Genomic DNA, 15,270 nt, shown 5'->3' with positions numbered 1-15,270 from the left:
CAGCGCACATCGTAGGGCGGACAAGCTCCTGATTCGGCGATGCTGCGGCTACTCGGGCGCCTTCTTCTTGGCCGGAGCCTTCTTCTTGGCCGGAGCCTTCTTCTTTGCCGGCGCCTTCTTCTTTGCCGGCGCCTTCTTCTTCGCCGGAGCCTTCTTCTTGGCCGGCGCCTTCTTCTTCGCCGGCGCCTTCTTCTTCGCCGGAGCCTTCTTCTTCGCCGGACCCTTGGCCCGCCGGTCGGCGAGCAGCTCTTGCGCCCGCTCCATGGTCAGATCGTCGGGCGTGTCGCCCTTACGCAGGCTGGCGTTGGTCTCGCCGTCGGTCACGTACGGGCCGAAGCGGCCGTCCTTGACGAGGATCGATCGCTCCGCATTGTCGGGGTCGGGGCCCAGGTCCTTCAGCGGTGGCTTCGCACTTTGCCCCTTGCGACGCTTGGGCTCAGCCAACTTGGCGAGTGCCTGCTCGAGGGTCATGGTGAACAGCTGATCCTCCGAGTCGAGGCTGCGGCTGTCTTTGCCCTTCTTGATGTAAGGCCCATAGCGACCGTTGAGTGCCTCGATCTCCTCACCGTCGGCCGGATCGACGCCGATCACGCGAGGCAGCGTCAACAACTGCACCGCCTCGTCCAAGCCGACGGTGGCCACGTCCATGGTGGCGAACAGCGAGGCGGAACGAGGCTTGTCATCGGGCTGCTCGGGATCGGCCATCGACACGTACGGCCCATACCGGCCCGCTTTCACCTGCACCGGCCAACCGGTGTCCGGGTGGGTGCCCAACTCCCGGTCGCCCGACGGCGCATCCAGCAGTTCCGTGGCCTTCTCCAACGTCAGCTCATCGGGCGCCAGGTCTTCGGGCACCCCCGCCCGGTCATCGCCGCGTTGCAGATACGGGCCGTAGCGTCCAACCCGGGCCACCACCTCGCGTCCCTCGTCGTCGGTACCCAGCGGGATCGAGTTGACCTGCCGTGCGTCGATGTCCCCCAGGTTTTCCGAGACCATGCGGGCCAGCCCGGCATCATCCTCGTTGGCTCCGAAGTAGAAGCGGCTCAGCCATGGAATCGCCTCCTCCGACCCGCCGGCAATACCGTCGAGGTCGTCCTCCATGCGTGCGGTAAACGCGTAGTCGACCAGCTCCGGGAAGTGCCCCTCGAGCAAACCGATCACGGCGAAGGCCGTGAAGCTGGGGATCAAGGCCGATCCCTTCTTCCACACGTACCCCCGGTCGAGGATCGTGGAGATGATCGAGGCGTACGTGGACGGACGGCCCACACCCAGCTCCTCAAGGCGCTTCACCAACGACGCCTCGGTGAAACGTGACGGCGGCTGGGTCTCGTGGCCCTTCGCCTCGGCCTCGTCAACCACCATCGCCTGGCCCTCGCTCACATCGGGCAGCACCGACTCGGCGTCGTCGGCTTCGGCGCCGTCGTCCTCGCCCTCCACGTAGGCCGCGAGGAAGCCCGGGAACAGGATGGTGCGCCCCGAGGCCGACATCGTGACACTCTGTGCGGAGGCGCCGCCCGTAGGGTTGGTCTGAGCCGAGAGGCGCACCTGCACCGACTCGCCCCGTGCGTCATTCATCTGACTGGCCACGGTGCGACGCCAGATCAGTTCGTACAGGCGAAACTCGTCGCTTCGCAGCTGATCGCGCACCTCATCGGGCGCCCGAAAGCTGTCGCCTGCGGGGCGGATGGCCTCGTGCGCCTCTTGCGCGTTCTTGACCTTCTTCTTGTAGGTGCGCGGCTCCTTTGGCAGGTAGGGCGCCCCGTAGCGCTGCGAGATTTCGCTGCGTGCTGCCTTGAGCGCCGACTCCGACAACGTGGTCGAGTCGGTACGCATGTAGGTGATGAAACCGTTTTCGTACAGTCGCTGGGCCACCGACATGGTCTGCGCCGAACTGAAGCGCAGCTTGCGCCCCGCCTCCTGCTGCAGGGTGGAGGTCATGAAGGGCGGGTAGGGACGGCGGGTGTAGGGCTTGGCCTCCACCGAGGTGACCGTGGCCGCTGCGTCGGCCAACGCTGCCGCCAGCGCCGAGGCCTTGGGCTCGTCCAACACCAGCGCACCCTCACGGGTCAGTTGGCCATCGGCATTGAAATCGCGGCTGGTGGCCAGACGCACGCCGTCCAGTTCGATCACCTGGGCGCCGAACCGTGTCGCAGTCGACGCTGCACCATCCCCTGGAGTGGTTGCAACCTGGGCCTTGAGGTCCCAATAGGACGCAACCTGAAAGGCCATGCGGGCCCGCTCGCGTTCCACCACGATGCGGGTGGCCACCGACTGCACCCGACCCGCCGACAACCGAGGCATCACCTTCTTCCACAGAACCGGCGACACCTCGTAGCCGTAGAGGCGGTCGAGGATTCGACGGGCCTCCTGAGCATCGACCATGCGACGATCCAGCTCGCGCGGGTTGTCGATGGCCGCCTGGATGGCATCGGGCGTGATCTCGTGGAACACCATGCGGCGCACCGGAACCTTGGGGCTGAGCACCTCCAGCAGGTGCCACGCAATTGCCTCACCCTCGCGATCCTCATCCGTTGCGAGGAACAACTCGTCCGCCTCGGCCAGCAGCCCCTTCAGATGCTTCACCTGGGACTTCTTGTCGCCGGCCACCACGTACAGCGGCTTGAAGTCGTTGGCGGTGTCCACCCCCAAGCGGGCCCAGGGTTCCCCCTTGTAGACGGCCGGAACCTCGGCCGCGGAGCGCGGGAGGTCGCGGATGTGGCCGATGGAGGATTCCACCACATAGCCCGCACCAAGAAACTTGGAGATGGTGCGGGCCTTGGCGGGTGACTCGACGATGACGAGAGAGGACATTGCCGCCTAGCCAAGACCAGCCGGGCGCCGTGCGTCAAACACACCCGGTTGAGACAACCACTTGCCGGGGCTCTCAGAGGTACCGGATATCCAAACAGATCAGGGCCCGGAAAAGACCCCGCCGCGCTCGCCGGCAGGGGGCACCGCCGGGGAATGATCGTTCTCATAGCGGGTCAATTCGGCGCGACCCACTACATGCCAATGCACCTCATCCGGACCGTCAGCCAACCGCAACGTGCGCTGCGCGGCGTACATACCGGCCAGGGGGGTCCACTGTGAAATCCCCGCAGCTCCATGAACCTGGATGGCCTCGTCGATGATGGCGCAGACCCGCTCGGGCACCATCGCCTTGACCGCGCTGACCCAGATACGAGCCTCGGCGTTCCCCGTGAAGTCCATGGCACGGGCGGCTCGGAGCACCATCAGGCGCATCGACTCGATCTCGATTCGGGCCTTCGCAATGACCTCGGTGTTCTTGCCCAGGCGGGCCAGCGGCCTGCCGAAGGCCTCCCGGTTCAGCCCACGTCGCACCATCAGCTCCAGGGCCTTCTCCGCCGCCCCGATCGACCGCATGCAGTGGTGGATACGCCCGGGTCCAAGCCGAAGCTGGCTGATCTCGAAGCCACGCCCCTCACCCAGCAGCATGTTGGATGCCGGTACCCGCACGTCGGCGAAACGCAGGTGCATGTGGCCGTGGGGCGCATCGTCTTGCCCAAAGACCTGCATCGCCCCCACGATTTCCACGCCGGGGGTGTTCATGGGCACCAGGATCTGACTCTGTTGTTGGTGCGGCGGCCCGTCCGGGCTGGTGCGGACCATCACGATCATGATCTCGCAGCGGGGATCGCCCGCACCCGAGATGTAGAACTTTTCGCCGTTGATCAGCCATTCGTCTCCGTCGAGCACCGCGCTGGTGGCCACGTTGCGTGCGTCGCTGGAGGCCACGTCCGGCTCGGTCATGGCAAACGCCGACCGGATCCGACCGTCCAACAACGGCTTCAGCCACCGCTCCTTCTGCGCGGCGGTCCCAACCCGTTCCAGCACTTCCATGTTGCCGGTGTCGGGTGCGGAGCAGTTGAGGCATTCGGGCGCCAGCGGGCTCTTGCCCAACTCTGCGGCGATGTAGGCGTAGTCCAGGTTGGACAGGCCCTCACCGGTGTCAGCGTCGGGCAGAAAAAAGTTCCAGAGTCCCGCGGCGCGGGCCTTGGCCTTCACCCCGTCCAACAGTTCCAACTGTCCATCGGCAAAACTCCAGCGGTCACTGCGACCCTCCCCCAACGCGTAGAACTCCTCGGTGATCGGGTCCACTTCGTTGGCGATGAACTCGCACACCGCCTCGAACAGCGGCACGGCGGAGGCGGACATCGACAGGTTGAGGGCCTCGTCGGTGGCGACGCCGGAGTGCATTCCTGGTGCGGGCATGATCGGTCCTTTCGACACGCGGTGGGTGTGACGAGCGCGTGGTGGCGAACCTAGGCGACGCCGGCGGCGCCGCGTCCCGAACCGGGTTTGAAAGGCCGCGCCAAAGCTCGCTCTGCGCCGCCCCGCTGCGGCTTGAGGGATTGGCGCGACCGATCAGGAGAGTTCGTCGGGCGGCAACTGCTCGCCCAGTTCGTCGATGACCAGGTGCTCGGTGCGGTTGCGGTCGGGCCGAGCGGCCCGCACCCGGTAGGCGGCACGCCCCACCAGATGACCGGCCACCGGTGCGGTCAAAAACTGCAGGCCCAGCGCCAGCACCAGCTTGGTCACCCCCGACCAGGACGGGATGGCCAGCACCGCACCGGCAACCACCAGCGTCCAACCCAAGGTCGCCGGTTTGGTTGCGGCGTGCATGCGCACGAACAGGTCCTCGGAACGCAGCTGTCCCACCCCGGCGATCAGGGTGAGTATCGCTCCGGCGAGTATCAAAAGTGAAGCAGCTACATCCATGATGGAGAGACCTCTCAGCCCGACGTGGTTTCAATAAACCGGGCGTAAATCACCGTGCCCACGAAGGCCACCAGCGCGACCACCACCGCAACCACCAGATACTTGGTGGAGTCGGTGCGAGCGCTGTTGGCAATGATCGTCAGCGCCACGGTGGTGAGTACGCCGTCGAGCGCAACCACCCGATCGGCCAGGCGCGGGCCGCGCACCAACCGAACCAAAAACGCTGCAGCCGCCAGCGCCAGGACCGCCAACGCAACGTTGTAGATCATCGGCGCACCTCCCCCAGCGGCGGGATCGACCCATGAGCCCATGCGCTCCGGGCGCCGGCCGAACCGAACGCCTCCACCATGCGATGCTCCAGGTCCAACACCTGCTCACGAATGTCGTCGGGCGCCTGCGACTCGATGCAGTGCACATAGATCACCGAGGGCTCACGGGAGACCTCGACGGTCAACGTGCCGGGGGTGAGGGTGATGGCGTTGGCCACCATCGAAGTGATCTGGTCGGAGATGCCGCGGATCGGCGTGGCAACGATGCCCGGCTCCATCTCGTCGGGCCCCGATGGCTTCACGATCAGCCAGGCCACCCGCAGGCTGGACGACACCAATTGACCAAGAAACCACACAAGAAAGACCGCTGCATGAACTGGACGGAACGTCACCATCGCGTCCGCGTCATCACCGCGTGGAAACACCCACAGCACCACCGACGCCACCACCGCCCCACCCAGCAGGTTGGCCAGGGTCGGCACGCCCCACAAGGCGGTCCACATCACCACGAGCCAGGCGAACAACAGCATCGAGCCACCCCGGCCCGGGCGTTTGCCACCACTCCGCCCCATCACCCGAGCACCTCCACCACGTACCGGTCCGGGTGCAACAGTTCGTTGGCCGTCCGGTCGCTGAGGTTGTAGAGCGGGCCGGCCGCCAAGGCGACCGCCAACGACACCGCCACCAGAAACCCGACCGACAGGTACATCACCCGAAGGCCCTTGGGGGGCGCCTCCGGGTCGGCCGCATCCTCGGTGAACTGCGGCTCGCCCCAGAATGCACCTCCCCAGATCTTGGTCATCGAGAAGAGCGTGAGTAGCGACACCAGGATCGAAATCGCCACCACGACATACTGGCCGACACTCAGCCCCGCCTCCACCAGCGCAAACTTGGCGACGAAGCCAGAGAACGGTGGCAGGCCTGCCAGGCTGAGGGCAGGCAGCAGAAACAGCACTCCCAACACCGGGTACACGCGGGCCACCCCACCGATGGCGGCCAGACGCCCCGAACCGGCCCGAACCTCCGCCAGCCCGGCGACGAGAAACAGCGTGGTCTTCACGATGATGTGGTGAATGATGTACAGAATCGCCCCGGCCAGGCCCGCCACCGTGAACAAACCCAGGCCCATGATCATGTAGCCGATCTGGGACACGATGTGGAAGCTGAGAATGCGGGGGATGTCGTCCTGTGCGATCGCCCCCAGCACGCCGACCACCATGGTGATCGAGGCAACCACCAGGATCAACGTGCCCGGCCGGGAACTCGAATCGAGGAACAGCGTCTGGGTGCGGATGATGGCGTACACCCCCACCTTGGTGAGCAGCCCGGCGAACACCGCGGTGATCGGTGACGGAGCGGTGGGATAGCTGTCGGGAAGCCACGAAAACAACGGGAACAGCGCCGCTTTGATTCCAAAAACCACCAGCAACAGCAGCCCGAACGCCAACCGCACACCATCGGGAAGCTCGGCCATGCGCACCGCAAGCTGTGCCATGTTGACCGTGCCGGTCGCTGCATAAATCAGCGCCAGCGAGGTGAGGAACAGCGCGGATGCCACCAGGCTGATGACCACATAGGTCATGCCCGAACGGATCTGTTCGCGACCACCACCCAGCGTGAGCAACACATAACTGGCGGTCAGCATCATCTCGAATGCCACAAAAAGGTTGAACAGGTCACCGGTGAGAAACGCCGCCATGACCCCCGCCGACAGCACCAGGTACACCGGATGAAAGGCACCGTGGTTGCGCTCGGCGCCCGGCTGGCCAATTGCATAGACCAACACCGAAACCAACATCACCGACGCAACCGCCAACATGATGCCCGCCAGGCGGTCGGCGATCAGCGTGATACCGAACGGCGCCGGCCAGCCACCCATCTGTGCGACCACAGGGCCAAAGCGGTCGGCTTGAATCAGCAACACGACGCTGATCACGGTCGTGGCGGACAGCACCGCCAGGCTGATCAGACGCTGGGTTCGTCGCGACTTGAATGCCGTGATCGACAGTGCGGCGCCGAGCAGCGGCAAGACGACCGGCAGCGGAAGCACGGCGTTCATTGCCCACCTCCCCCGTCGTCGGGCTCGGTCGGCTCGGCGACCCACCGGCTGGAACCCTCCAGAAAGGCGTGGTCGGTGACGACCTCGGGATCGGTGCCCTGCTCGGCGGCTCGACGGGCCACCTCACCCAGTTCGGTATCGGCCACCTCCTCGTCCGACGCCGCTGCGGCCGCCCGATCCTCCCGGGCGATACGCCGGTCCTCGCGGTCGTCCTCCACCAGGTCGTCGCCGGTCAAGACGAAACTTCGCCAGGCCATCGCCAAAAGAAACGCTGTGACGCCGAAGCTGATGACGATGGCGGTGAGCAACATGGCCTGCGGCAGGGGGTCGATGTAGCGGTCGGGGTCGGAGGGTGCCCCGTTGACGAAGGCCGGAAGCCCACCCCGCCCGGAAACCACCAACAGCAGGTTGGCCCCGTGGCTGATCAGCCCGAGGCCGATGATGATGCGGCTCAGACGTCGCTGCAACAACAGCCAGGTGCCCATACCAAACAGCAGTGCGGCCCCCAACGCCAGTGTGAAGCTCACGACGCGCCCGCCCCGGAGTCGGTGGCCGTCGGTGCCGCTGCGGCTGGGTCGTCCTCGGAAACAGCCGCCTCACCAAAGGCGGAGAGCATCATCAACACGAGGCCGACAACCACCCCGAACACCCCGATGTCGAAGGCCAGCACCGAGTTCAACTTGATGTCGCCCAGCAACGGCGGATGCAGCTTGATCTTGCCGCTCTGCAGCAAGTCACCGCCGAACAGCAGCGGTGCCATCGACGTCACCACGGCCAGAAACAGCCCGGCACCGACGAAGTACCGGCCGGGTACGCGACCGACCCGGCGAACCTCGTCGAGACCCCCGGCCGCGTACCGGAGCGCAAATGCGGCACCCGCCACGAGGCCACCGACAAAGCCACCGCCAGGCTGGTTGTGGCCCGCGAAAAGGAGATACAGCGCCAGCACCATCGCCGAGGGAAACACCACCCGAACCAGCGACTCCAACACCATCGAGCGCCTCACGGCGAACCGCCGGCGTCAATCCCAGCGTGGGGTCCGCCAAGGTCGGGGTCGTCCTCAGAGGGATCAGGCTGCGCATCGGTGTCGGAGCCGGTGGGTGACCGCGTCGAAGACTCCCTGTTGCCCTGAGCACCGCCACCGGCCCGAGAGCGCCCACGATTTCGGGGCTCCAGGTAGGCCTTCAGGCCAGGAACCACCCGTGCGTCCTCTGCCGGGGTGCCGATGGTCAAGCCTCGAGCACCGGCACGCCCCAGCGCCACCAGACCAAGCGCCGCCACGGTGAGCACGGTGATCTCGCCCAACGTGTCGAAGCCACGGAAGTCCACCAGGATGACGTTGACCACGTTGGATCCGCCGCCCTCGGAAACCGACCGGGCCAGGAACTCATCAGAGACGGGGCGGGCGGTACGTGCGCCGGACGCCACCAATGCGAACACGAAGACGAACAGGCCAACGGCACCCGAGATTGCCAGCCGCACCATCCGCCCCAACGGCGTGGCCCGCTCGCGAAATTCATTCGGCAAGACTCGGAGCACCAACACGAACAGCACCGCACCCAGCGTCTCGATGCCCAACTGGGTGAGTGCCAGGTCTGGTGCGCCCCTCAGCACATACAGAAGCGACATGCCGTAGCCGACCGCACCCAGGCAAAGCACGGCCGACAGGCGGCGCCGGATCGTGGCGGCCGCCGCGGCCGCCACGATGATGAGCGCGGTCACCGCCACCTCGCCAGGGCTGTCGGCAAACCGCGGGAGGGCCTGGCCCTGGAGCTCCCCGATGAGCCCCACGCCTGGCACGGTCACCACCGTGACGAGCACCACGCCGACGTAGGTGGGCAGTGATCCCGACTGAACCACACCGGTGACCCGGTCTGCGGTCAGGTTCAACAGACGCAACAACCCGAGGTAGGCCGAGTCGCCGAGCGCCAGCGAGGGAACCGCCGCCTGGGCGGCGGCCACCCGGCGCGCCCCCAGCACCATGATGCAACCGAGCCCAACGGTGACGGCACTCAGCAGCAGCGGGGTGGAGAAGCCGTGCCACAGCGCGAGGTGGCCGGTGGCCTCGACCGAGGAGTCCAGGGACGCTGCCGCGCCATACACGAGACGTGACGCCAACGCCGGCACGACCCCCAACACCACTGTGAAGCCCGCAAGCACCCCAGCGGGCGCCCAAAAGGCGAAGGCAGGAGCCTTGGCCGACGTTGATGCCAACGCTGACGCCGATGACGATGCGTTGGCTGCGACGCCCGCTTCGCCCGCAGCCTGCTCGGGTGCCTCGCCCGTCAACTTCACCGGTGCCGAGGACCTGACGCACTCGGGCACCGAACGATCGGTGAAGGCACCAAGCAGGAACCGCCCAGTGTAGGCGAAGGTCAACACCGATCCTGCAACGATGCCGACGAGCACCAACCACTCGCCCGTGCCGGCGTGATGGGAGAACGCCTCGTACGCGGCCTCCTTCGCAATAAACCCAAAAAGAAACGGGATGCCGGCCATCGACAGGCCTGACGCAACCGCCACCCACTTGGGTCCGGCCCATCCTGGACCCCACACGCCCAACGACCGAACATCACGGGTGTGAGCCTGGTGGTCGATGACGCCAACCACCATGAACAGCGGCGCCTTGAACAGTGCGTGGGCGATGATGAGCACCACCCCGGCCAGGGTGGCATCCGGCCGGCCCGCCCCGAAAAGCACCATCAGAAACCCGAGCTGGCTGACGGTGCCAAAAGCCAACAGGCGCTTGAGGTCGGTCTGCTGGAGCGCCCTGGCGCCGCCGGTGATCATGGTGATCAGGGCGATGGTGAGCACCGTCGGCCGCCAGAACCCGACGTCGGCAAACGGCGGGGCAAACCGCGCCACCAGGTACACGCCCGCCTTCACCATCGTTGCCGAGTGCAGGTAGGCGGAGATCGGCGTGGGTGCCACCATGGCGCCGGGGAGCCACGACGAGAACGGGAACTGCGCCGACTTGGTGAAGGCCCCGACCAAGATGCACCCAAGCCCCACGGTGACCGTGGTACCCGACGGCGGCGAGGCCACGATGGCCGACAACTCATACGTTCCGGCCGTCTGCCCCACGAGGATGAGACCCACCAACATCACCAGGCCGCCCGCGCCGGTCGTCAGCAGCGCCTGCAACGCCGAGGACCGAGCGTTGGGATCGCGATCTGCCCACCCGATGAGGAGGTACGACGTGATCGACGTCAGCTCCCAGCACACGTAGAGCCACATCAGGTGGTTGGCGGTCACCAGCCCCAACATCGCTCCGGCAAACAAGGTCAGCAGACCTGCGAGACGACCCAGGTCTGGGGTGTCCCGGTTGAAGTATCGCCCGGCGTAGGCCTGGATCCCCAGGCCGATGCCGGCGACGAGCAACACCATCACCAGCGAAAACGCATCGACCCGCACGTCCAGGCTCAGGTCAAGCCCTCGGACCCACGGGATCGACTCGGTCACCGCTGACCCGTCGAGAATGCCGCCGGCGGACACAAGCGCCCACACCAACGTCACCGCAGGAGGAATCGCCGCCACGGCAAACAGCCGACGGTCACCGGAGCGTCCAACGCAGAGCAGGGCCACGCCAAAGCACAGGTGCAGGAGGAGCAGAATGGTCAGCGGGGGCCTCCATGCATCGACACCCACCGCGAGCCCGGCGGACAACCTGCCAAGAGCCTCGGGATGACCCCGAGCAGGCTTGGGAGTTTAGCCGGGCCCGACGACGCGGCGAACTCGCACAGACGCACTCACGAGCCGTTCCACGTGAAGTAGTGAATCCCCCAGGATCGTGTCAGCGCTTTGAGGTCCACCAACGGGAGGCGATGATTACGGCGGAGGTGAGATCGCGTCGTTGGGAACACCACCGCTGGGGTAGATGACGAAGCGAACCGAGGTGCCCCCGTCCACCGGCTGAAACTCGGCCTCATCGGCGAAGGCACCGATCAAGCCCAACCCGAAGCCGCCCTCGCGTTGTTGCCCCTCCGGAGTGCTCACATCCGGCAGCGACGTGTCGATGACGGGATGAGAGCCGGTGGTGGCCAGAAACCCACCGCCCTGATCGAGAATGGACACCTCGAGACGGTCTGCGCTGAGACAACATCGCAGCCGGAGGTCGTCCGGGGACCTGCGTTCGGCATGGGCCGATACGGCGTTGGCCACCACTTCGGTCAGCACCAGCCGCAGCTTGTCCAGGTCGCCGGGGCCCAACTTGGCCGCCACCCGGGCGACCTGCTCCACCCGCCGGCGCACCATGGCCAGGCTGGCCAACTCGGCGGGAAACTCGAACTCCACCTCCACCGGCTCGGGCGCCGGCAGACCGCCGACATCGTCGAGGTCGGAGTCGCGGCGCGTCGGGCCGGACACACCGTCCACTGCGGACTGTTGAGCCTCATTGCCGGACTTCACACGATCCCTTTCTCTGTCTACCAATCTAGGCCCAATCCGCCCCGACGCCGATCACCCCGGGCCGATTTGCCCACCAGGTCCACCGGGTGCCCGGGACGATGTCACAGGCGGCCCGTATCTTGGAGACCCGATGGCCGTCCGCACTTCGCCCCCGACCGCAGCGGTTTCACCCACAACCGTCAACCCGGGCACCCCGCTCCCCGCGGCGTTGGCCCACCTGAACGGCGACCCCAGGTTGGCCGGTGTGCTGTCGGTGCCCGCACGCCCGGGCCGGCACTCGACCCTGGCGACACCCTTGCCGGACCGACTCTCGGGCCTGATCGACCTCCCGCTGTGGGCGCACCAGGCCGCAGCGATCGACCTGATCCGTGCCGGTCGCCACACCGTGATCGCCACCGGCACCGCCTCGGGCAAGTCCAGGTGCTTTCAGGTCCCGATCGCCGAGGCGGTCTCGGCGCCCGGCAGTGGCGCCACGGCCCTGCTCATCTACCCCACCAAGGCACTTGCCCAGGACCAGCTGCGGTCTCTCGGCGGCTTGGGGATCACCGAGTTGCTCGCCGCCACGGTGGATGGGGATGCCGGACCCGAGGAACGAACCTGGGCCCGCAACTCGGCCCGGGTGGTACTGACCAATCCCGAGATGTTGCACCATGGGCTGCTGGCCCATCACCGTCGATGGGCCCGCCTCTTTCGCAACCTGCGCTACGTGGTCGTGGACGAGTTGCACCTGCTTCGGGGCATGTTCGGGGGTCACAGCGCCAACGTGCTGCGGCGCCTTCGACGGGTGGCCGCGTTGTACGGAGCGGATCCCACCTTCATTTTCACCTCGGCGACGATCGGCCGACCCGGCGAGTTGGCCGAGGCATTGATCGGCGACCCGGTGGACGTCGTGGACGACGACACCTCGCCCACGGGCATGCGCACCGTGGTGGTGTGGAACCCCGGGGCAACAACCGGCGGTGAAACCGGCCTGGCACCGCAATCGTTGACCGAAGCCACAGCCACCCTGGCGGCCGCACTCATCGAGGGAGGCCACCGAACGTTGGCGTTCACCCGCTCACGCAAGGGTGTCGAGCTTGCATGGGCACGCATGCGCCAGTTGCTCGACGCTGCCGTCGGCGACCTGGTGCACCCCTACCGGGCCGGGTACCTCGTCAAGGAACGCCGCGAGATCGAGGCCGAGCTGTTTGCCGGAACCCTGCGGGGCGTCGTGGCCACCTCGGCCCTGGAGTTGGGCATCGACGTAGGCTCGCTGGATGCGGTGGTGTGCGGTGGCTTTCCCGGCACGGTTGCATCGTTTCATCAACAGATCGGCCGAGCCGGCCGTGGCACAAGCCCGTCAATCGCAGTGCTGGTCTGCGGCGAGGATCAGCTGGACCAGTGGATGGCCAGACACCCCGGCGACCTGCTCACCCGGGTGCCCGAACCAGCCGTGATCAACCCCTACAACCCCTACGTCCTCCACCCGCACCTGCTGTGTGCCGCTCACGAGTACCCGCTGAGACACGACGACGACCGCTATTGGCCCGGCGAGTTGGACGAGGCCGTCACCACCTTGGCCCGAAGCGGGGCGCTGAGCGTGAGGCACCGGGGGCGGGGCGCGGGGCGTGAGGTGGTGGCCACGTGGGCCGGCACCCGCTGGCCGTTCTCGCTGATCGGCCTGAGGTCCACCGATGCCGCCGAGGTGGAGATCCGCCACGGCGACGAGTTGGTCGGCACCGTCGGCTCCGGGCGGGCGCCCGAAACGGTGCACGAGGGTGCCATCTACCTGCACCGGGGCCGCGCCTGGAGGGTGAACCGCCTGGACCTCGATGCCCGCGTGGCCGAGGTGGAGCCCGATCGGGGTGACACCTACACGCTGGCCCGCACCGACTCCGACGTGCGCATCTTGGAACTGCCCGACGCTCGGCCACTGGAGTACTCGGGCCGTTCCCGAGACGCATCGGGCATGCCGGGGCGGGTGAGGGTGGCACCCGTGCTGGTGACGAGCAGGGTCACCGGCTACCAGCGACGTGCGGTGGGCAGCCACGAGAACCTCGGCACGACCCGGTTGGAGCTGCCGCCCCAGGAGCTGGAAACCCGAGCTGTGGTATTCACCTTGGATGAACCGGCGATCTGGGGCGGCCCTGCAACCTCAGACGGCGCTGTCCCCACCCGGCTGCTCGACCCGGACGTGCTGCCGGGCGCGCTCCACGCAGCCGAACATGGAGCCATCGGCATGCTGGGATTGTTCGGCCTGTGCGACCGGTGGGACGTGGGCGGGCTGTCCACCGCCTGCCATCCCGACACCGGAGGGCCCACCGTATTGATCCACGACGGCTACCCCGGCGGCGCCGGCATCGCCGAGCTCGCCGAACGGATCGCGGAGCGCCACCTGGCCGCCACCCGCGACGCCATCGACGAGTGCCCGTGCGTCGGCGGTTGTCCCTCCTGCGTGCAGTCCCCAAAGTGCGGCAACCTCAACGAGCCCCTGGACAAGGCGGGGGCACTGGTGGTGCTCGACGGCCTGTTGGGCCGTCGAGCGGACACCACGACGCAAGGTCGCACTCCCGAGTCACACGACATGGCACCACTCCGCCGGTAGGGTCGCATCCAACCACCCACCCCTCAGAAGGGCAGCCATGAGCACGTTCCACGACCTGGAGATGACGTCGATCACCGGCGAGCAGATTTCGTTTTCCACCTACGCCGGCAAATTGGTGCTGGTGGTCAACGTCGCCAGCTATTGAGGCCTCACCGGACAGTACGCAGGTCTGCGTACCCTCGATGAGACCAACGACGACCTGGTGGTGCTGGGGGTGCCCTGCAACCAGTTTGGCGCCCAGGAGCCCGGCACCGAGGAGGAGATCCTGTCCTTCGTGCGGGAAAACTATGGCGAGCCGTTCCAGCTCATGGCCAAGGTGGACGTCAACGGCGACGACGCCAACCCCCTCTACCGGATGCTGCGCGAGGCGTTGCCCAAAGCCGACGGCAACGGCGACATCGCCTGGAACTTCACCAAGTTCCTGGTCGGCGGCGACGGCACGCCACTGAAGCGCTACGAGCCACAGGTTGAACCCGAGGAGATCCAGGCCGACCTGGCCAACTTCCGGTCCTAAGACTCATGCATCGGGTCTGACGACAGCGAGCCACCAGCGCGAGCGGTTCGTCTCAGTCGCCGACCGATTCGATTCGGACAACAAACCGCTCGGTGACCTCAGGGTCACCGAGCATCGGTCCGACCAACGGCAGCCCGGTCACCAGCCGTTGCCGGCAACCCACGGTCACCAGCTCTCCGACGGCGATCCTGCCCTCCAGGTGAGCGACGAAACCGGACCCCTCCGACGCTGCACCCTTTCCGGCATCGGTCGCCGCTGCGTTGGTTGGCGTCACCATCGCAGCGCGCGCTGCGGCACGACAGCGGTGGGTCAGGACGATTCGGTCCCGGCCCACCAACGCCGCCTGAATGACCAACAGGGTCAGAATGACCAGTACCGGCAAGACCGCCGCCAGCTCAACGGTGGACTGCCCGCGGCACCGTCGGGACGGGCCGATCACCCCACCCTTCCCGTGACCCACCGAAACACACGGTCGAACAGTGCCCCAACCACATCGGTCGAGCTCGCCCATGCCAGTACCAGCAGCGCGAGGGTGGCAATGCCCACCACCAGAAGGGCGTACTCCACCGTGCTCTGACCCCGGTCCAAGCGGCGAACGGTCCGGGGAGGTTGGCCGGTCGGCCGGTAACCGGGCACCTCACGTTGGGTCGTGAGTTGGTGAATGATGCTGAGTGGGACGTGCTTGATCGCTGACATG

Annotated in this window: 14 protein-coding genes; 2 read left to right on the top strand and 12 right to left on the bottom strand. The window is 66.8% G+C overall.

Annotated features, from left to right (window positions below):
- Positions 1-48: 48 nt before the first annotated feature.
- The 10 genes from topA to MPARV_RS0115560 all read right to left on the bottom strand — a co-directional run bounded on the left by topA (position 49) and on the right by MPARV_RS0115560 (position 11,475).
- Entirely contained in the window at positions 49-2,811 is a 2,763-nt protein-coding gene (gene topA / locus MPARV_RS0115605; protein ID WP_020378945.1) for a type I DNA topoisomerase, read from the bottom strand.
- A 99-nt stretch (positions 2,812-2,910) separates the two neighbouring features.
- Positions 2,911-4,233 carry an acyl-CoA dehydrogenase family protein gene (locus MPARV_RS0115600; RefSeq protein WP_238538880.1) on the bottom strand — a complete coding sequence of 441 codons (1,323 nt, stop codon included), beginning with the start codon at positions 4,231-4,233 and terminating at the stop codon, positions 2,911-2,913.
- 153 nt (positions 4,234-4,386) lie between these two features.
- Positions 4,387-4,740, bottom strand: coding sequence for a monovalent cation/H(+) antiporter subunit G (gene mnhG / locus MPARV_RS0115595; protein ID WP_012225023.1), 354 nt, complete (start codon positions 4,738-4,740; stop codon positions 4,387-4,389).
- A 14-nt stretch (positions 4,741-4,754) separates the two neighbouring features.
- Entirely contained in the window at positions 4,755-5,009 is a 255-nt protein-coding gene (locus MPARV_RS0115590) for an MrpF/PhaF family protein (protein ID WP_012225022.1), read from the bottom strand.
- Positions 5,006-5,539, bottom strand: coding sequence for a Na+/H+ antiporter subunit E (locus tag MPARV_RS0115585; RefSeq protein WP_157789672.1), 534 nt, complete (start codon positions 5,537-5,539; stop codon positions 5,006-5,008). Before MPARV_RS0115585 ends, MPARV_RS0115590 begins: the two co-directional genes overlap by 4 nt.
- Before the next feature lie 41 nt (positions 5,540-5,580).
- Positions 5,581-7,068: a Na+/H+ antiporter subunit D gene (locus MPARV_RS0115580; protein ID WP_012225015.1), complete on the bottom strand. Its 1,488-nt coding sequence runs from the start codon at positions 7,066-7,068 to the stop codon at positions 5,581-5,583.
- Positions 7,065-7,595, bottom strand: a complete 531-nt coding sequence (locus MPARV_RS0115575; protein WP_012225013.1) for a sodium:proton antiporter — start codon at positions 7,593-7,595, stop codon at positions 7,065-7,067. The genes MPARV_RS0115580 and MPARV_RS0115575 overlap by 4 nt, the downstream gene beginning before the upstream one ends.
- Positions 7,592-8,074, bottom strand: coding sequence for an MnhB domain-containing protein (locus MPARV_RS0115570; protein WP_155852368.1), 483 nt, complete (start codon positions 8,072-8,074; stop codon positions 7,592-7,594). Before MPARV_RS0115570 ends, MPARV_RS0115575 begins: the two co-directional genes overlap by 4 nt.
- Positions 8,071-10,734, bottom strand: coding sequence for a hydrogen gas-evolving membrane-bound hydrogenase subunit E (mbhE, locus tag MPARV_RS0115565; protein ID WP_157789671.1), 2,664 nt, complete (start codon positions 10,732-10,734; stop codon positions 8,071-8,073). Before mbhE ends, MPARV_RS0115570 begins: the two co-directional genes overlap by 4 nt.
- Before the next feature lie 162 nt (positions 10,735-10,896).
- The gene (locus MPARV_RS0115560; RefSeq protein ID WP_012225011.1) at positions 10,897-11,475 is read right to left on the bottom strand and encodes an ATP-binding protein; all 579 of its coding nucleotides are present in this window, start codon (positions 11,473-11,475) and stop codon (positions 10,897-10,899) included.
- A gap of 130 nt (positions 11,476-11,605) precedes the next feature.
- Here MPARV_RS0115560 and MPARV_RS0115555 point away from each other — a divergent pair, with 130 nt between their 5' ends.
- Positions 11,606-14,059, top strand: coding sequence for a DEAD/DEAH box helicase (locus MPARV_RS0115555; protein WP_020378938.1), 2,454 nt, complete (start codon positions 11,606-11,608; stop codon positions 14,057-14,059).
- A 37-nt stretch (positions 14,060-14,096) separates the two neighbouring features.
- Entirely contained in the window at positions 14,097-14,573 is a 477-nt protein-coding gene (locus tag MPARV_RS21565) for a glutathione peroxidase (RefSeq protein WP_081582346.1), read from the top strand.
- Positions 14,574-14,625: 52 nt separating this feature from the next.
- On the opposite strand, the gene MPARV_RS22965 is transcribed toward MPARV_RS21565, so the two are convergent.
- Both MPARV_RS22965 and MPARV_RS0115540 read right to left on the bottom strand, forming a co-directional pair.
- On the bottom strand, positions 14,626-15,033 hold the full coding sequence (locus MPARV_RS22965) for a TadE family protein (protein ID WP_081661187.1): 408 nt from the start codon (positions 15,031-15,033) through the stop codon (positions 14,626-14,628).
- Positions 15,009-15,269, bottom strand: a complete 261-nt coding sequence (locus MPARV_RS0115540) for a DUF4244 domain-containing protein (protein ID WP_020378935.1) — start codon at positions 15,267-15,269, stop codon at positions 15,009-15,011. Before MPARV_RS0115540 ends, MPARV_RS22965 begins: the two co-directional genes overlap by 25 nt.
- Between the last annotated feature and the right edge of the window lies 1 nt (position 15,270).

The organism is Candidatus Microthrix parvicella Bio17-1 (assembly GCF_000299415.1).
GTDB lineage: Bacteria > Actinomycetota > Acidimicrobiia > Acidimicrobiales > Microtrichaceae > Microthrix > Microthrix parvicella.
Note: the sequence above shows the minus strand (reverse complement) of the source record. Positions and strands in the feature narration are given on the sequence as shown.